We start from the raw sequence: 16,644 nt of genomic DNA, 5'->3' as shown, positions 1-16,644 counted from the left end.
GGGTTCGCGACAGGCGAACTCAGCCTTCGCCGGATTCGGCGTGCTGCTTGAGCGCCCTGGCGAGACCGGACGGAACCTCGTTGATGCCCACAGCCAGCTTGGTGGCCAGGCCATTGATCGCACCGGCGATCTGGGCCATGAGCACCTCCTTGGAGGGCAGATCCCCGATGGCCTGGATGTCGTTGGGTGAGAGGAGCTTGCCTTCGAAAAGGCCTCCTTTCACATCGGACTTCTTCGTGTCCTTCTGGAAGGACTGCAGGGCCTTCACCGCACCGCCGACGTCGCCCTTGACGAGGACGAAGGCATTGGTGCCGGTGAGCAGGGAATCGAGATCCGACCAGGCGCTGTCCCCATCAATGGCACGGCGCATCAAGGTGTTTTTGGTCACCTTGCACACACCGCTGCTGGCCTGCAGACGGGTCCGCAGATCAGTCATTTCCTTGATGGTCAGGCCCTTGTAATCAAGGACCAGCGCCATTTCGGCTTCACCGAGGAGCCCCTTGAGCTCTTCGACGATCTGTTGCTTGTTCTCCAGCGTGCGGCCCATAGGAGGTGGATCGGATCGGGGGAACAAGCAGGGAACGCAGCCCGGACAGCCTCCCGTGGAGGGTGGCTTCGAGGCCGCTCATCGCTCCGCTCCGATCGGCGGGATTCCCAGGGAATCCCGCCACTCAGGCCAAAACCAATCGCGTGGACCTCGGCAGGACTTACGTGGAACGTCCATCAATCGAAGTTGATGGGGCCCTGACAACCTGCTGTCTTGGGTGGGGCGCGTGCCCCTCTGGACGAATCCAGCCATTCAACCTACACCACAGCAGGCCCCGACCCGCACCAGCGGCGGCAGAGGCCCACGAGCAGCTCAGCTCTCCTGCTTGATGTCCTGCAGCGCGGCGAAGTCGACCAGGACGGAGGGGCCCATCGTGGAGGCGACATACAGGCTTCTCCAGTAGCGGCCTTTGGCACCGCTGGGTTTGTTGCGGTCGATGGTTTCCTGCAGGGCCTTGAGGTTCTCCAGCAGCTTGGCGGTGGGGAAGCTGGCCTTGCCGAAACGCACGTGGACGATGCCGGCCCGGTCGGCCCGGAATTCCAGCTTGCCGGCCTTGAACTCGCTGATCGCCCCGACGAGATCGGTGGTGACCGTGCCGGCCTTGGGGTTCGGCATCAGACCCCGGGGACCTAGCACCCGGCCGAGCTTGGCCACCTTCGGCATCATGTCCGGGGTGGCGATCAGCAGATCGAAATCAATGGAGCCACCGGCGATCTGATCCACCAGCTCGTCATCACCGGCCAGGTCGGCGCCGGCGGCCTTGGCCTCGGCCACCTTCTCGCCCCGGGCGATCACGGCGATGCGGATGCTCTGGCCAGTGCCGTGGGGCAGGGCCACGGTGGTGCGCAGCTGCTGGTCGGTGTACTTGGGGTCAATGCCGAGGCGCACATGGGCTTCGACGGTTTCGTCGAATTTGGCGGTGGCGGTGTCCTTGACCAGCTCGAGGGCCTCGAGCGGTTCGTAGGCGCGGTCCTCCACCTTGGCGGCGAGGGCGCTGAAGCGTTTGGAGATTTTCGTCATGGCGGGAAGGGGTGCGGACGACCGTGGACGGTCTCCCCCTGGTAGGTGAACGGAAGGATGCGACGGGCCGGCAGGCTCAGTCGCTGACGGCGACGCCCATGTTGCGGGCGGTGCCTTCGATGATGCGCATGGCCGACTCGACGCTGGTGCAGTTGAGGTCCGGCAGCTTGGTCTTGGCGATCTCCTCGAGCTGGGAGCGGCTGATGGCACCCACCGCTCCCTTGGAGGAGGTGGCGGCACCTTTGTCGATGCCGGCGGCCTTGGAGATCAGCACCGAAGCCGGTGGGGTCTTGGTGATGAAGGTGAAGCTGCGGTCTTCGAAGACCGAGATCTCCACCGGGATCACATACCCGGCCTTCTCCTGGGTGCGGGCGTTGTACTCCTTGCAGAACGCCATGATGTTCACCCCGTGCTGACCGAGGGCAGGGCCCACCGGCGGTGCGGGGTTGGCTTTGCCGGCCTGGAGGGCCAGCTTGATCACAGCTACGACTTTCTTGGCCATCGGCTGGGCTGGGGAACGGAACTCCCTTGCGGGAGCGCGGGACAGGCTTCCCTGACGGGAGAGCGGGACGGTGCCCCCTGACGGGGGCGCTGCGGATCGCCGGGGCGTTGACCGGCCCGGCGGCATGGCGGCCCCGTGAGGAACCACCCAGGGCCGCCCTCCGCAGGGAGGCGGCCCCGGGGATCAGCTCTGTTTGCTGATCTGGGAGAACTCCAGCTCGACCGGGGTCTCCCTGCCGAAGATCGACAGGAGGGCCTTCAGCTTGCTGCGCTCACCCGAGACTTCGATCACCTCGCCCTGGAAGTCCTTGAAGGGACCGGCGGTGACAAGGATCTGATCGCCTTCGCTGAGATCCACCTTGAGGACGGGCTTCTTCTCGGCGGCACGCTTGAAGATGCGGTCGACCTCCTGGCGGCTGAGGGGCCGGGGCTTGATGTGCCCGCGGGCCTTGCCGGTGGCGCGGCGCTCCTCCTGGCCCACGAAGTTGATGACGTTGGGCGTGCTGCGGACGGCCATCATCGTGTCCTCGTCGAGGACCATGCGCACCAGCACGTAGCCGGGGAACACCTTCTCCTCGATGGACTGGCGGCTGCCGTCCTTCTTCAGCTTGACCCCGGGAGTCTGGGGGATCTCGATCTCCAGGATCCGGTTGCTGACCCCCAGGGTGACGGCGCGCTGCTCCAGGGTGGCCTTCACTTTCTTCTCGCAGCTGGAGGCCACCTGCACCGCATACCAGCGGGCCACCTGGGGCTTGGGGGCTTCGCTCCCGGCACCGGCCTCGGCGCCGCCCTCACCGGCCGCCTCAGCCCCCTCTCCCGGCAGTTCCAGGACCTGGGTGACGTCCGGTTCGATCTCGGGCACGGTCTCGGGCACAGCAGACAGGGGGAGGGACATCAACGGAAGATCTGGGCCGATCCCCAGTGATAGAAGCGATCGATCGCAGCGATGGCCGCGGCCGAAAGACTCACCATCAGGATCACCGCCACCGATTCGCTGAACAGCTGCTGACGGCTGGGCCAGACAACCTTGCGAAGCTCCGCCATGGTCACCGCAAGGAAACCGGTGGGCGCCTCGTCATCGGGGAAGAGACCAGCGGTTCCTTCCTCGGGCTCGGGCGAACCGTTCCTCTGGGCCAGGGGCCCATCAGGACTGCTCGTGGTGGTGGTGACGGGGGGGATTGGTTCCACGGTGTGGATTCCACTCAGTGGAGGTGGGTGGGTGAAGGATGGATCGGGGGCACAGAAGTCCCGGCCGATTGCAGCTCACCCATCGGCAAACGATCACCCTACCGGACGTCCTTCCCCAGCGACCGGCAGGGGGACGAAGCGGAAGCCCGCCTCACCGGGACCGGCGAGCTCCAGCCGCACGCCCCGGGCCGCCGTGAAGTGATCCTCCAGCAGTTCGGTGGCCAGGGGGTTCTCGATGCGGCGGCGCAGCACCCGCCGCAGCGGGCGGGCGCCGTACTCCGGTTCGTACCCCTGGTGGGCAAGGGCCGCCACGACCGCCTCGCCCACCTGGAGCTCCAGCTGCTGCTCCCGCAGCAGGGTGGCGAGTTCGGCCAGCTGCAGGCGCACGATCCGCTCCAGATCGGAGCGCGAGAGCGGACGGAAACGGATCACCTCGTCGATGCGGTTGAGAAACTCAGGGCGGAACTGGCGGGCCAGGGCCTCCTCCACCGCCAGTTCCAGGGACCGATCGTGCTCCTGTTCCTGTTCCGGCCCCACCGCGGCGCGGGCACGATCCAGGATCGCCCGGCTGGCCAGGTTGCTGGTCATGATCACCACGGTGTGGCGGAAATCGACCGTGCGCCCCTGGGAATCGGTGAGCCGGCCGTCGTCGAGCACCTGCAGCAGCAGGTTGAAGACATCGGGATGGGCCTTCTCCACCTCATCGAGCAGCAGCACCGCATAGGGCCGGCGACGGACGGCCTCGGTGAGCTGTCCCCCCTCCTCGTAGCCCACGTAGCCCGGAGGCGCCCCCACCAGACGGGCGACGGCGTTGCGCTCCATGAACTCGCTCATGTCGAGCCGCACCAGGGCCTCTTCCTCGTCGAAGAGGGCGGCCGCCAGGGCCTTGGCCAGTTCGGTCTTGCCGACGCCGGTGGGCCCCAGGAACAGGAACGACCCCACCGGCCGGGTGGGGGCCTGCATGCCGGCCCGGGAGCGGCGGATCGAGGCGGCCACCGCCGCCACGGCCTCGGGCTGGCCGATCACCCGCTCACCCAGGCGCTGCTCGAGCTCCAGCAGCTTCTGCCGTTCGCCCGCCAGCAGCCGCTGGATGGGAATGCCGGTGGAGCGGGCCACCACATCGGCGATGTCCCCCTCCTCGACCTGCTCCCGCAGCATCGGATCGCTCTGCAGTTCCTCCTCCAGGGCGGCGCGGCGTTGCTGCACCCCGTGCAGCTGGTCGTACTGGAGGCGGGCGGCCTCCTCCAGATCCCCCTCCCGCTCAGCGTCGGCGATGGCATGGCGCAGATTTTCGTCCTGGTGCAGCAGCTGGCGCAGCTCCTCCAGCCGCTCGCGCTCCCCGGCCCACCGCTGCCGCAGGCGCTCGAGCTGGTCATGGGCGAGGCGCCGCTGCTCCTGCAGCTGCAGGCGCTCCTCCAGCGGGGCTGCTTCAGCGGCCAGCAGATCCAGTTCCACCCGGCGCAGCTCCGCCTCGGCCACCTCCACCACCTGGGGCTTGGAGGTGGCTTCCATGCGCAGGTTGGCGGCGGCCTCGTCGATCAGATCAATGGCCGAATCGGGCAGGCAGCGATCGCTGATGTAGCGGTCGGCCAGCCGCGCCGCCGACACCAGGGCGCCATCGGTGATGGTGACCCCATGGTGGAGCTCGTAGCGCTCCTTGAGCCCCCGCAGGATCTCCAGACAGGTGGGGCCATCCGGCTCCCGGATCACCACCTGCTGGAAGCGGCGTTCCAGGGCCGGGTCCTTTTCGATGCTGCGCCGGTAATCCTCGGGGGTGGTGGCGCCGATGCAGCGAAGATCGCCGCGGGCCAGCACCGGCTTGAGGATGCTGGCGGCATCGGTGCCGGAGCGGTCGCCGCCCACCACCGTGTGCAGTTCGTCGATGAACAGCACCACGCCCCCGGCTCCGGCTCGACCGCCCTCCCCGCGACCGGCGCCCCCCTCCCCGCGACCGGCGCCATCGTTCTCGCGCACCTCCGCCAGCACGCTGCGCAGGCGCTCCTCGAACTGGCCGCGGAACTTGGCACCGGCGATCAGGGCGCCCAGATCAAGGGCCACCAGGCGCAGGCCCCGCAGGCCGTCGGGCACCTCACCGGCCACGATGCGCTGGGCGAGGGACTCGGCCACGGCGGTCTTGCCGACGCCCGGCTCGCCGATCAGCACAGGGTTGTTCTTGCTGCGCCGCGAGAGCACCTGGATCAGGCGGCGGATCTCTGGATCCCTTCCCACCACAGGATCGAGCTCCCCGGCCCGGGCGGCGGCGGTGAGGTCGCGGCCGTAACGGGCCAGGGCCCCGGGCTCCGGCTCCCCCTCCCGCTGCAGTCCCAGGGACTCTTCCATCGCCGGCACCGGTCGCGCCGGAGGGGACGGTCGCAGCGGAGGAGACGACGACACGGCCGGGGGGCCGGCGGAAGCAGGCACCGTGGGGACGGACGGTTCCGGTGCGGCCGGCAGCGGCCGCCACTGGCGCAGCAGCAGGTCCTCGCTCAGCCCTTCCTCCGCCAGCAGTGACGCGCCGATCCGGGGGTCCTGCAGCAGGGCCAGCAGCACGTGGGGAACATCCAGCAGGCGCGAGCCCCAGGCCCCACGGCGGCGATCGGCCTCCTCCAGCAGGTCCTCGAGGGCATCACCGATGTAGAGGGTGCCGCCGGATCCGCCGGGTTGCTCGGCGCAGAAGGCCTCCAGCCGATCCAGAAGCCGGTCCTCGTCGAGGGGCAGGGGCGCCACCCAGGTGCCGAAGCGGCGATCCAGCAGCAGGGTGAGCAACAGGTGCTCCACATCCATGGAGCCATGGCGCCAGCGGCGCGCCTGTTCCTGGGAGGCGATCAGCAGGTCCCAGGCGGCGTCACTGAAGCGATCCGGGTCGCTGGTGAGGCTGGCGGGAGCGCCGGGATCAGTGCGCATCGGGCCGGGGTGACGTCTGGATCAGTTCCACCTTGTAGCCGTCCGGATCCTCCACGAAGGCGATGACGGTGCTGCCGTGCTTCATCGGGCCGGGTTCGCGCACCACCTTTCCCCCCTTGTCAGCGATGGCCGCGCAGGTGGCGTGGATGTCGTCGACACCGATGGCCAGATGGCCGAAGCCCGTTCCCACCTCGTAACTGCTGGTGTCCCAGTTGTGGGTCAGTTCCAGCACGGTGGTGTCCTTCTCGTCGCCGTAGCCCACGAAGGCCAGGGTGAAGGCCCCACCGGGATAATCCTTGCGGCGGATCAGCTTCATGCCGAGCACCTCGGTGTAGAAGCGCAGGGAGCGGTCCAGATCGCCCACCCGCAGCATGGTGTGGAGGAGTCGCATGGTCGGCGGCGGGGTGGGTTGCGGTGGTGCGGTCGGCGGTGGGCAGCCGGTGGGCGCCTGGGGCCATTGTGACCAACGGCGCTTCCGGACCGGGCGGTCGGGGGCCGATGGCACAGGGAACACAGGCAGGCGCGGAGGTGCCCCATAGGATTCGGCCACCAGCACACCCCCTGTGTACGACTCCCTCGACCTCGTCATCGACTCGATCGTTGCCCGTGAAGTGCTCGACTCCCGTGGCACCCCCACGGTGGAGGCCGAGGTCTATCTGGAGGGGGGCGCCAGCGGTCGGGCGATCGTGCCCAGCGGCGCCAGCACCGGCGCCCACGAGGCCCACGAGCTGCGCGACGGCGGCAAGGCCTACTTCGGCAAGGGCGTCACCAAGGCCGTGGAGAACATCGAGGAGCGCATCGCACCGGCCCTCTGCGGCCTCAGTGCCCTTGACCAGGGCGCCGTCGACGAGGCCATGAACGAGCTCGACGGCAGCGACAACAAGTCGGCCCTGGGGGCCAACGCGATCCTGGCCGTGAGCCTGGCCACCGCCCATGCGGCCGCCAAGGCCCTGGGCCTGCCCCTCTACCGCTACCTGGGCGGCCCCATGGCCACCCTGCTGCCGGTGCCCCTGATGAACGTCATCAACGGCGGGGCCCACGCCTCCAACAACCTGGACTTCCAGGAATTCATGCTGGTGCCCCACGGGGCCGGCAGCTTCCGGGAGGCCCTGCGCATGGGCGCCGAGGTGTTCCACACCCTCAAGGGGCTGCTCAAGGACCAGGGCCTTTCCACCGCCGTGGGCGATGAGGGCGGCTTCGCCCCCGACCTGGCCGGCAACGAGGCCGCCGGCGAGTTGCTGATGCAGGCGATCGAGAAGGCCGGCTACCGGCCCGGCGATCAGATTTCCCTCGCCCTTGATGTGGCCAGCACCGAGTTCTACGCCGACGGCCGCTACGCCTTCGGCGGCGGCAGCTACACCAGCGCCGAGATGGTCGAGCAGCTGGCGGCCCTGGCGGGCAGGTTCCCGATCGTCTCGATCGAGGACGGGCTGGCCGAGGACGACTGGGAGGGCTGGCGCCTGCTGACCGAGCGCCTGGGGAGCACCGTGCAGCTGGTGGGCGACGATCTGTTCGTCACCAACACCAGCCGGCTGCAGCAGGGCATCGAGCAGGGCATCGCCAATTCGATCCTGATCAAGGTGAATCAGATCGGCTCGCTGACCGAAACCCTGCAGGCCATCGATCTCGCCGGCCGCGCCGGCTACACCAGCGTGATCAGCCACCGCAGCGGCGAGACGGAGGACACCACGATCGCCGACCTGGCGGTGGCCACCCGGGCCGGCCAGATCAAGACCGGCTCCCTCAGCCGCAGCGATCGGGTGGCGAAGTACAACCAGCTGCTGCGCATCGAGGACGAGCTGGGCAGCCAGGCTGTCTACGCCGGCGTGGAAGACCGGGGCCCCCGGGGTCGGGGCTGAGTCCAGCGACGCTCGCCCCAGTCAGTCCCTGGGCCCCGTCATCCGCACCCGGAATTCGGGAGTCTCCACCAGGTGGACGGTGGTGGAGCCAATCTCCACCCGGCGCTCGGCGGTGAGAAACTCATCCAGAATCCGTGAAAAGAGAAGATCCTTGGTGAGCCGGCGGATCTTGTAATCCACCACATAGCGGACCGTGAACTCCATCCAGTTGTCCGTGAGCGCCATGGTGACCATGGGCTCGACGCGGGCGTTCTCGACCAGATACTTGCTCACCATCGAGCGCCAGGCCTTGATGACCTTCTGGGTGACCTCCTCGGACACCACCTCCAGAACCACCCGCTCCAGAATCTGCCGGGCGAGCTGATGGTCACTGCCATACTTCACAGGCACCTTGATCTCATCCCAGAGAAACGGGAAATCGCCCGAGTAATTGAAGACCGGTGCCTTGAACACGAAACTGTTGGCGATGCGCACGATCCGGCCGGTGTAAAGATCCGACTGCACCCACTCCCCCAGTTCCATCAGAGTGGTGCGCAGGATGCCGATGTCGATGATGTCGCCACGGATACCCCCCAACTGCACCCGATCTCCCGTGGCGTAGAAGCCACCGAAGGAGATGGCGATCCAGCCCGCCACACTCGCAATCACTTCCTGCAGGGAGAAGGCGATGCCGGCACTGGCGACACCGATGGCGACGGAGAGACCCCCCAGACTGTCGCGGAAGACGGAGGCGATGAGGAAGGCAGCGCCGAAATAGCCCAGGAAAGAAACGATCTTCCTGGCGTAATAACGATTATCCGAACCTACGATGTAACTGGGTAGTGATCGCTGAAACAGCTGCGATACCACGGAGATGAAGAACACCCCCACGATGGCGATCGTGAATTTCCTGACGTACGGTTCGGCGAACCAGTGGCCGAGCTGGCGAAAGACATCCTCCATGGGGCTTCAGGTAACGGGAGGAGGGTGGATGGGCAGGCTGGGTGCCGGTCCGCCGGAGCTCCTCACTGCCTGCCGGCCGGCGCGGCGACCCCTGGTAACTGGTCGATGCGGCCGTCGCGCTTGAGCCGGGCCTGCAGTTTCAGCCAGGAGAGACCCACCGGCAGACCCACCACCAGGGGCACGGCCGTGAGGGCCGGCCGGCTGCTGGCCGCCAGCAGGGCCGCCGCCACCGCCAGGGCTCCGAGCAGGAAGGACTGGCCGGTGCTCTGCTGGGCCAGGGCCAGGCGCCGCAGCAGGCGATCGGTCTCCCCCGCCCGGATCAGCACCTGCAGATCGCCCTGCTCGATACGGGAGAGGCTTTCCTCCAGACGGCGGGGCAGACCCAGGGCCCGGCTGCCCACCTCGGCCGCCTGGCGGGACAGCTCATTGAACAGTTCGTTGGGGCCGTTGCCGCTGGCGGTCATGAGGGGCAGCAGGTAGGGACGGGCGATCGCGATCAGGCTAAAGCCGGGATCCAGGCTGCGGCCCACTCCCTCGAAGGTGGACAGGGCCCGCATCACGAAGATCAGCTCCGGCGGCAGGCGGAACGGCTGGCCGTACACCAGCTCGTAGAGATCCCCTGAGAGCTTGTCGATCACGTTGGCGCTGAAGGGAGGCGTCAGCGCTTCGGTGAGCATCACCCGCACCAGCCGTCGCACGGGCCCGGGGTCGATGCCCGGAGCGATCACCCCCGCCTCCTGCAGCTCCTCCACCAGGGCGGAGGCATCCCGGGCCGCCGCCGCCCGCACCATGCGTCCGAGCCGGCTGCGCAGCCGCTCGGAGATCTGCCCCATCATCCCGAAGTCGTAATAGATCAGGGACCCATCGGAAGCGACCGCCAGGTTGCCCGGGTGGGGATCGGCGTGGAAGAAGCCGAAGCGCACCAGCTGCTGCAGGTAGCTGGCCGCTCCCTTCTCCGCCACCGCCGCCGGATTGATGCCAGCCCGCACCAGGGCCTCCCGGTCGTTGATCTTGATGCCGGGCGCGTAATCGAGACACAGCACCCGGCGGGAGCTGAGTTCCCACACCACCGCCGGGATACGGATGCCTGGATCGTCAAGAAACTGCTGCCGGAACCGGGCGGCATGCTCGGCTTCGAGCCGGAAATCCAGTTCCCGCAGCAGCACCCGCCGGCATTCCTTGGCGATGCCCACCCAGTCGCGGCCGGCGCCCCAGCGGGGATGGCGCTGCACCACCGCCGCCACCTGCTGCAGCACCTCCAGATCCAGACGGAAGAGGCGCTCCAGGCCGGGCCGCTGGACCTTGAACACCACCTGCCGGCCGCTGCGCAGACTGGCCCGGTGCACCTGGGCCAGGCTGGCCGAACCGAGCGGATCCACCTGGAGATCGATGATCTCGGCCCGGCGCTCCCCCAGTTCCTGCTCCAGCAGGGCCTCCACCACCGGGAAGGGAAAGGCGGGCACCCGGTCCTGGAGATGGGCCAGCTCCTCCACCACGTCGGCGGGGAGCACATCGGGCCGGGCGGACAGCAACTGGCCCAGCTTGATGAAGGCCGAGCCGAGCTCGAGGAACTGGGCCGTGAGCCAGCGGGCCCGGCGCCGCTGACGGGCGGCCTGCCGTTCGGGGCTGCGGCCGCCGGGGTAGGTCCAGGCCCGGCCGTCCCACCAGAGACCTGCCAGCAACTGCACCACCAGACGCCAGATGCGCAGGGGCCGCCAGAGGCGGGACAACAGGATCCCGGGGGCCTTGGGGGCCGCCATCAGGCCGGCCCCGGAGGCCGGGACGGGCCATCGGCAACGGCCGGTCCCCGATCGAGGCGCCGGGCCAGTTCCGCCACCTTCACCCGCAGGGCGTCGATCCGCTCCTGCGGGTCATCGGTGGGGCCGGGCCGGGCCGGGGACGTCGGAGCACTGCCGTCGTTCTCGATGCGCTCCGCTTCCATCGCCACCTCCTCCCAGAACAGGTTGAGCTCCTGCTGCACCCTGGCAGGGGCGTCCTGGGCGAGCATCGCCAGACCGGCGGCGGCCTCGGCCAGACCGCTGCCCAGACGGGCGGCCAGCCGGTTCACGGCCGCTTTGAGAAGGGACTGCGGCGCACTCATGGCAGGGCCGGACATTTCACCGAACTGTGGCAGATCAGGGCTGGACTCCGGGAGCCGGCGGAGCGACCAGCGGCGGCGGGGCGGCCGGGGCAGGACCGGCGGCCTCCCGCTCGCGGGCCGGGGGGGTGCGGATCGGTGGCAGGGCAGGTGCCGATGGGGTTTCGGTCTCGATGGCAGGAGACGAAGGGGCTCGATCGGCTTCGATGGGGCCGTCGTCACCCTCAAGCTGCCGCTGGCGTTCCCTGGCCTCCCGGGCCTCCAGCTCCGCCCGCCGCTTCTCGATCTCGGCCGCATCCTGCTTCTGCTGCTGCTCCAGTTCGATCAGATCCAGATCGCCGCGGATGTCCCGGGCCTCCCCACCGAAGCGCTGGCGCAGGGAGTCGAGGCGCGTGCCGGGGAAGGGCTGCACATCGAAGCGCTGGCTGGCGCCCTTGGCCTCCTCGGTCCCCAGGTTGAGCAGGCGGTGGCTGACGCTGTAGCCCAGGCCGAAGCAGAGGCCCACGATCCACCAGACCCGCCAGTCCCAGCCGGGGCGGGCAGCCGCGCGGGGAGCCTGCCCCCGGGGGGGGGCATTGCCGGGAGGCGAGGGAGGCCGGACCGTGACCATCGCAGGCAGATCGATCGATGCCATCTTGCCCAGCCACGGCAGCCCCACCACTCTGACCCGGCGGGACGGATCAGGTGGTGTAGTCGGCATTGATGCGGACGTACTGATCGGAGAGGTCGCAACCCCAGGCGCTGCCGCTGCCGGGCCCGGCGCCGATCCGCAGCCGGATGGCCACGGTGTCGTCGATCAGATAGGCCCCCCGCGCCCGCTGCTCCATGTAGCGGGAGGCCGCGGGACGGTCGAAGGCCAGGGGCTGGCCGTCCGCCATCAGCTGATGCTCCCCCAGCCAGAGGGCCACCGATGCCGGATCGAAGTCGACGCCGGCCCGCCCGGCCGCGGCGACGATGCGGCCCCAGTTGGGATCACGCCCATGGATGGCGCACTTCACCAGGGAGGATCCGGCCACGGTGCGGGCGATGCGGCGGGCCCCGGCGTCGTCGGCGGCTCCCTCAAGCGTGATCTGGATCAGGCAGGTGGCCCCTTCGCCATCGCGGGCCACGGCCCGGGCCAGGTGCTGGGCCACCGCCGTGAGGCCCTCCTCCAGGGCGGTGAACTGCTGCGGATCCAGAATCTCCCCGGCGGCGAAGGCCAGGAAGGTGTCGTTGGTGCTGGTGTCGCCGTCGACGGTGATCGCGTTGAAGGAGCGCTCCACCGCCCGCCGCACCATCGCCTGCCAGAGGGGGGCCGGCACGCCCGCATCACAGCTGAGGTAGGCCAGCAGGGTGGCCATCGACGGGTGGATCATCCCGGAGCCCTTGGCCATGCCGCCGATCCGCACCGTCCGTCCGCCCAGGTCGGCCTCCAGAGCGATCTGCTTGTCGATGAGGTCGGTGGTGAGGATGGCTGCCGCCGCCGCCCCGCCGCCGTCGCCGGAGAGCGCGTCCACCAGGGACGGCAGGGCCGCCAGCAGCGGCTCCATCGGGATCGGCACGCCGATCACCCCGGTGGAACAGATCAGCAGCTGCTCCTCGGGCACTCCCAGACGCTCCGCCAGGGCGGCGGTGGCCCGCAGGCTGTCGAGCCGGCCGCGTTCGCCGGTGCAGGCATTGGCCTGGCCGGAGTTCGTCAGCACGGCCCGGGCCACCCCGCCGCCGGCCGCCAGCCGTTCGGCACAGAGGTCCACGCAGGCGGCCCGCACCCGGTTGGTGGTGAAGCTGCCGGCGCACACCGCCCCTTCCGGCGCCAGCAGCAGCGACAGATCGGGCTTGCCAGAGGGTTTCAGGCCCGCCGTGATGCCGGCCGCCAGGAAGCCCTCCGGAGCGGTGATGCCGCCGGGGATGGGCTGCCAGCAGGGGTGGTTGGACACCTTGAGGTTCGTCATCGCCCGGCCATCCTCTCCCCGCTGCCGCTCCGCCTCGATGCGGATGGCCAACGAGGATGGGTGAATCGCCGGCTCCCGCACCCCTGCCAGCGAAGCGTTGCAGGGCTTGCAGGATCCGGCCGGGGACGCTGAAGATGCAGCCCTGCCGCGCCCCTCACCCTGGGGACGGCAGCCGTGTGCACACCCAAACACCCCCAAGCCGCTGACCATGGCCCAGCGCCGCATCGGCCTCACCGGCGGCATCGCCACGGGCAAGAGCACCGTGGCGCGGCTGCTGGAGGAACGCTTCGACCTGCCGGTGCTGGATGCCGACCGTTTTGCCCATGGAGCCCTTGGCCCTGGAACCACCGGCACAGAGGCGGTGCTGGCCCGCTATGGCCAGCGGGTGCGCGACCGGTCGGCGGCGGAACCCACGATCGACCGGACCGCCCTGGGGCGGATCGTGTTCGCCGATCCGGCCGAGCGCACCTGGCTGGAGGGGCTGGTGCATCCGGTGGTGCGGCAGCGTTTCGCCGAACGGCTGGAGGCGCTGGCCGCCGCACCGACGGTGGTGCTGATGATCCCCCTGCTGTACGAGGCGGGCCTCGAGGGGCTGTGCAGCGAGGTGTGGCTAGTGAACTGCGATCAGGCCGAACAGCTGCGGCGGCTGATGGCCCGCGACGGGCTCGGCGAGGCGGAGGCGATCGCACGGATCGCCGCCCAGTGGCCCATGGCCCGCAAGCGCGCGCGGGCGGATGTGGTGATCGACAACGGCGACCGCTGCGGCGATGCCGACCTGGAGCAGCAGCTGGCGCGGGCCCTCAGCCCTTCAGCTGCTCGCTGAGGATGCGGTTGGCCAGCTTGGGGTCGGCGCGGCCGCCGGTGCGCTTCATCAGCTGCCCAACGAAGAAGCCCTGCAGCTTGTTCTTGCCGCCCCGGAAGGCCTCCACCTCCCCGGGGTGGGCCGCCAGCAGCTCCGCCACGATGGCGCCGATCGCCGCCGGGTCGCTGATCATGCCCAGACCCCGGGATTCGACGATCGCAACCGCCGAACCGCCCTGCTCCAGCAGCTCGGGCAGCAGGTCCTTGGCGATCTTGCCGCTGATGCTGCCGGCCTCGATCAGCTGCACCAGCTCGGCCAGCTGCTCGGGCCGCAGGGGGAGCTCGGCGATGGCCAGCCGGTTGGCATTCACGTGGGCGGCGATGTCGCCGGTGACCCAGTTGGCCACGGCCTTGGGATCGCCCCCGGCCGCCACCGCCGCCTCGAAGTACTCCGCCATGGCCCGCTCATCGGTGAGCACCCGGGCGTCGTAGATCGACAGGCCCAGGGTCTGGGCATAGCGGTGCCGCTTGGCGGCCGGCAGTTCGGGCAGTTCGGCCCGCCAGGACTCCCGCTGGGCCGGTGTCACCTCGATCGGACCCAGGTCGGGATCGGGGAAATAGCGGTAGTCGCTGGCCCCCTCCTTGCTGCGCATGCTCCTGGTGAGCTGCTTGCCCTCGTCCCAGAGCCGGGTTTCCTGGTGGATCGGCTCACCGGCCTCGATCGCCTTGATCTGGCGGGCGATCTCGAAATCGATGGCCTTCTGGATCGCCGAGAAGGAGTTCATGTTCTTGATCTCCACCTTGACGCCGAAGGGGGCATCAGGCCCGCGGCGCACGGAGATGTTGACGTCGCAGCGCAGGGAGCCTTCCTGCATGTTGCCGTCAGAGACGCCCAGATAGCGCATGATGCGGCGGATCTCGGAGGCGTATTCGGCCGCCTCCCGGCCCGTGCGCAGGTCGGGCTTGGAGACGATCTCCGCCAGGGCCACCCCGGCCCGGTTGTAGTCGACGAGCGAATGGGTGGAGCCCGCCAGGCGGTCGCTGCCGGCGTGGACGAGCTTGCCGGCGTCCTCCTCCATGTGCAGCCGCTCAATGCCCACTTTCTTGAGGTAGGTCTCCTTGCCCTTCTCGGCCACCTCCACCTCGATCCAGCCCTCCTCGGCGATCGGCTGGTCGTACTGGGAGATCTGGTAGTTCTTGGGCAGATCGGGATAGAAGTACTGCTTGCGGTCGAACTTGCTGTGTTCGGCGATCTGCAGATTAAGGGCCAGGGCCGCCTTCACCGCATACTCCAGCACCCGCTGGTTGAGCACCGGCAGGGTGCCGGGCAGGCCGCACACCACCGGGTCGATGTGGGTGTTGGGGTCGTCGCCGAAGCTGGTGGAGGCGGCGGTGAAGATCTTGCTGGCGGTGCCCAGCTGCACGTGGGTCTCCAGGCCGATCACGGCCTCCCAAGCCCCAGTTGCGTTGCCTTCAGCCATGGTCGCAAGTCCTGCCGGCGCTGTCGGCCCCCGCGATCGGCCGGAGGCGCTGACTGCGATCCTATGCAGCGGCGGTGGCCCCCACGGCCCCGGGGAGCCAGGACCTTGAATGGGGAGCTGCAGAACCGGAGGCAAGGGCCCTGGCTGGCACCGATCCCCACGACGCCCCCGTGCTGCTGCTGGGCGGCGGCCTGATGGGCCTGGCCATCGCCCACCAGCTGGCCCGCCGCGGCCGGGCGGTGACCGTGCTCAGCCGCCGCCGCAGCGAAGCGGCGGGCTTCGTGGCCGCCGGCATGCTGGCCCCCCATGCCGAGGGGCTGGCCGGCCCCCTGCTGGCCCTGGGCCGGGCCAGCCTGGAGCGGATTCCGGCCTGGGTGGCCCGGATCGAGGCCGACAGCGGCCTCCCCTGCGGCCTGCGGCCCTGCGGCATCGTCGTGCCCTTCACCAGCGCCGCCGAGCGGGACGCCTACCCCACCGCCGCCTACGGGCTGCCCCTGGACCGCTCGGCCCTGGAGCGGGAGCTGCCGGGCATCGGCCCCCGCTGGCGCAGCGGCCTGCTGTTTGCCCAGGACGGCCAGATCGACAACCGCCGCCGGCTGATGCGGGCCCTGGAGCGGGCCTGCGCCGCCCTGGGGGTGCGCTTCGAGGAGGGCAGCGAGGTGCTGGAGCTGCTCACCGAAGACGACCGGCGCCTGCGGGGCGTGCGCGTGCGCCGGGCCGAGGGGGGCGAGCACGTGATCGCCGCCGCCGCCGCCGTGCTGGCCTGCGGCGCCTGGAGCGCCCGGCTGCTGCCGGCGCTGCCGGTGCGGCCGGTGAAGGGGCAGATGCTCTCGCTGCAGGGGCCCCGGGCCGCCCTGGAGCGGGTGCTGTTCGGCCCCGGCATCTACCTGGTGCCGCGGCAGGACGGCCTGCTGGTGGTGGGCGCCACCAGTGAACCGGAAGCCGGCTTCGAACCCGGCCTCACCCCGGAGGGCCAGAAACAGCTGCAGCAGGGCATCGCCGACCTGCTCCCCGAAGCGGCCCTGTGGCCGCCGATGGAGCGCTGGTGGGGGTTCCGGCCCGGCACCCCCGACGAGGCCCCCCTGCTGGGCCCCGGCCCCATCGACGGGCTCTGGCTGGCCACCGGCCACTACCGCAACGGCGTGCTGCTGGCGGCCATCACCGCGGAGCTGATCGCCGAAGCGATCACCGCCGCCGGCCAGGGCTCAGGAGCCAACGCAGCCCTGCTGGCGGCGTTTCGCTGGGACCGGCCGTTCTCGGCCGCTACGGCCGCAGCGGCCTAGGAGGCTGCTGAAAAACCAGCTCAGCCGCGGGAGAATGGCCTAACGGCACTGAGCGAATGCGCGGCCAGCAGGAACGCACCGGCCCCCTG

16 protein-coding genes are annotated in these 16,644 nt (G+C 69.7%); 3 read left to right on the top strand and 13 right to left on the bottom strand.

Features of this window, described 5'->3' with window-relative positions; translation table 11 throughout:
• Positions 1–19: 19 nt before the first annotated feature.
• The 7 genes from rplJ to gloA all read right to left on the bottom strand — a co-directional run bounded on the left by rplJ (position 20) and on the right by gloA (position 6,551).
• Positions 20–547 carry a 50S ribosomal protein L10 gene (rplJ, locus tag KUG41_RS06085; protein WP_216902169.1) on the bottom strand — a complete coding sequence of 176 codons (528 nt, stop codon included), beginning with the start codon at positions 545–547 and terminating at the stop codon, positions 20–22.
• Positions 548–859: 312 nt separating this feature from the next.
• Positions 860–1,567, bottom strand: a complete 708-nt coding sequence (rplA, locus tag KUG41_RS06080) for a 50S ribosomal protein L1 (RefSeq protein WP_216902167.1) — start codon at positions 1,565–1,567, stop codon at positions 860–862.
• A 76-nt stretch (positions 1,568–1,643) separates the two neighbouring features.
• A complete protein-coding gene (gene rplK, locus KUG41_RS06075) occupies positions 1,644–2,069 on the bottom strand; it encodes a 50S ribosomal protein L11 (protein ID WP_216902165.1) in 426 nt (141 codons plus the stop codon).
• 183 nt (positions 2,070–2,252) lie between these two features.
• Positions 2,253–2,963, bottom strand: a complete 711-nt coding sequence (gene nusG, locus KUG41_RS06070) for a transcription termination/antitermination protein NusG (RefSeq protein WP_216902163.1) — start codon at positions 2,961–2,963, stop codon at positions 2,253–2,255.
• Positions 2,963–3,256, bottom strand: a complete 294-nt coding sequence (gene secE, locus KUG41_RS15565; protein ID WP_371734052.1) for a preprotein translocase subunit SecE — start codon at positions 3,254–3,256, stop codon at positions 2,963–2,965. The genes nusG and secE overlap by 1 nt, the downstream gene beginning before the upstream one ends.
• Before the next feature lie 93 nt (positions 3,257–3,349).
• Entirely contained in the window at positions 3,350–6,160 is a 2,811-nt protein-coding gene (locus KUG41_RS06060; protein ID WP_216902161.1) for an ATP-dependent Clp protease ATP-binding subunit, read from the bottom strand.
• Entirely contained in the window at positions 6,150–6,551 is a 402-nt protein-coding gene (gloA, locus tag KUG41_RS06055; protein WP_216902159.1) for a lactoylglutathione lyase, read from the bottom strand. Before gloA ends, KUG41_RS06060 begins: the two co-directional genes overlap by 11 nt.
• A gap of 172 nt (positions 6,552–6,723) precedes the next feature.
• Between gloA and eno the strand changes: the two genes are divergently transcribed.
• A complete protein-coding gene (gene eno / locus KUG41_RS06050) occupies positions 6,724–8,019 on the top strand; it encodes a phosphopyruvate hydratase (protein WP_216902158.1) in 1,296 nt (431 codons plus the stop codon).
• 21 nt (positions 8,020–8,040) lie between these two features.
• Here eno and KUG41_RS06045 read toward each other — a convergent pair whose 3' ends face one another.
• The 5 genes from KUG41_RS06045 to argJ all read right to left on the bottom strand — a co-directional run bounded on the left by KUG41_RS06045 (position 8,041) and on the right by argJ (position 12,990).
• Positions 8,041–8,961, bottom strand: coding sequence for a mechanosensitive ion channel domain-containing protein (locus KUG41_RS06045; protein WP_216902156.1), 921 nt, complete (start codon positions 8,959–8,961; stop codon positions 8,041–8,043).
• A gap of 62 nt (positions 8,962–9,023) precedes the next feature.
• Positions 9,024–10,721, bottom strand: a complete 1,698-nt coding sequence (locus KUG41_RS06040) for an AarF/ABC1/UbiB kinase family protein (RefSeq protein ID WP_216902154.1) — start codon at positions 10,719–10,721, stop codon at positions 9,024–9,026.
• Positions 10,721–11,062, bottom strand: coding sequence for a hypothetical protein (locus KUG41_RS06035; RefSeq protein ID WP_216902152.1), 342 nt, complete (start codon positions 11,060–11,062; stop codon positions 10,721–10,723). The genes KUG41_RS06040 and KUG41_RS06035 overlap by 1 nt, the downstream gene beginning before the upstream one ends.
• A gap of 34 nt (positions 11,063–11,096) precedes the next feature.
• Positions 11,097–11,693, bottom strand: coding sequence for a hypothetical protein (locus tag KUG41_RS06030; protein ID WP_216902150.1), 597 nt, complete (start codon positions 11,691–11,693; stop codon positions 11,097–11,099).
• 46 nt (positions 11,694–11,739) lie between these two features.
• A complete protein-coding gene (argJ, locus tag KUG41_RS06025; RefSeq protein WP_216902227.1) occupies positions 11,740–12,990 on the bottom strand; it encodes a bifunctional glutamate N-acetyltransferase/amino-acid acetyltransferase ArgJ in 1,251 nt (416 codons plus the stop codon).
• Between the two features lie 208 nt (positions 12,991–13,198).
• Between argJ and coaE the strand changes: the two genes are divergently transcribed.
• A complete protein-coding gene (gene coaE / locus KUG41_RS06020) occupies positions 13,199–13,813 on the top strand; it encodes a dephospho-CoA kinase (RefSeq protein ID WP_216902148.1) in 615 nt (204 codons plus the stop codon).
• Here the strand turns inward: coaE and gatB are convergent.
• Complete coding sequence (gene gatB / locus KUG41_RS06015) at positions 13,791–15,272, bottom strand: Asp-tRNA(Asn)/Glu-tRNA(Gln) amidotransferase subunit GatB (RefSeq protein ID WP_216902146.1); 1,482 nt, start codon at positions 15,270–15,272, stop codon at positions 13,791–13,793. The two genes, coaE and gatB, sit on opposite strands and share 23 nt — an antisense overlap.
• A gap of 194 nt (positions 15,273–15,466) precedes the next feature.
• Here gatB and KUG41_RS06010 point away from each other — a divergent pair, with 194 nt between their 5' ends.
• Positions 15,467–16,555 carry an FAD-dependent oxidoreductase gene (locus KUG41_RS06010; protein WP_216902226.1) on the top strand — a complete coding sequence of 363 codons (1,089 nt, stop codon included), beginning with the start codon at positions 15,467–15,469 and terminating at the stop codon, positions 16,553–16,555.
• Positions 16,556–16,644 lie beyond the last annotated feature (89 nt).

Origin of the sequence: Synechococcus sp. CCY 9618, assembly GCF_019038415.1 — a bacterium.
Taxonomy (GTDB): domain Bacteria; phylum Cyanobacteriota; class Cyanobacteriia; order PCC-6307; family Cyanobiaceae; genus Cyanobium.
This window is presented reverse-complemented; position numbering and strand designations above follow the sequence as displayed.

Bases quoted from the DNA above. Each gene is read 5' to 3' on its own strand.
- rplJ (WP_216902169.1), bottom strand. From the start codon at position 547: ATGGGCCGCACGCTGGAGAACAAGCAACAGATCGTCGAAGAGCTCAAG.
- rplA (WP_216902167.1), bottom strand. From the start codon at position 1,567: ATGACGAAAATCTCCAAACGCTTCAGCGCCCTCGCCGCCAAGGTGGAG.
- rplK (WP_216902165.1), bottom strand. From the start codon at position 2,069: ATGGCCAAGAAAGTCGTAGCTGTGATCAAGCTGGCCCTCCAGGCCGGC.
- nusG (WP_216902163.1), bottom strand. From the start codon at position 2,963: ATGTCCCTCCCCCTGTCTGCTGTGCCCGAGACCGTGCCCGAGATCGAA.
- KUG41_RS06060 (WP_216902161.1), bottom strand. From the start codon at position 6,160: ATGCGCACTGATCCCGGCGCTCCCGCCAGCCTCACCAGCGACCCGGAT.
- gloA (WP_216902159.1), bottom strand. From the start codon at position 6,551: ATGCGACTCCTCCACACCATGCTGCGGGTGGGCGATCTGGACCGCTCC.
- KUG41_RS06045 (WP_216902156.1), bottom strand. From the start codon at position 8,961: ATGGAGGATGTCTTTCGCCAGCTCGGCCACTGGTTCGCCGAACCGTAC.
- KUG41_RS06040 (WP_216902154.1), bottom strand. From the start codon at position 10,721: ATGGCGGCCCCCAAGGCCCCCGGGATCCTGTTGTCCCGCCTCTGGCGG.
- KUG41_RS06035 (WP_216902152.1), bottom strand. From the start codon at position 11,062: ATGAGTGCGCCGCAGTCCCTTCTCAAAGCGGCCGTGAACCGGCTGGCC.
- KUG41_RS06030 (WP_216902150.1), bottom strand. From the start codon at position 11,693: ATGGCATCGATCGATCTGCCTGCGATGGTCACGGTCCGGCCTCCCTCG.
- argJ (WP_216902227.1), bottom strand. From the start codon at position 12,990: ATGACGAACCTCAAGGTGTCCAACCACCCCTGCTGGCAGCCCATCCCC.
- coaE (WP_216902148.1), top strand. From the start codon at position 13,199: ATGGCCCAGCGCCGCATCGGCCTCACCGGCGGCATCGCCACGGGCAAG.
- gatB (WP_216902146.1), bottom strand. From the start codon at position 15,272: ATGGCTGAAGGCAACGCAACTGGGGCTTGGGAGGCCGTGATCGGCCTG.
- KUG41_RS06010 (WP_216902226.1), top strand. From the start codon at position 15,467: ATGGGCCTGGCCATCGCCCACCAGCTGGCCCGCCGCGGCCGGGCGGTG.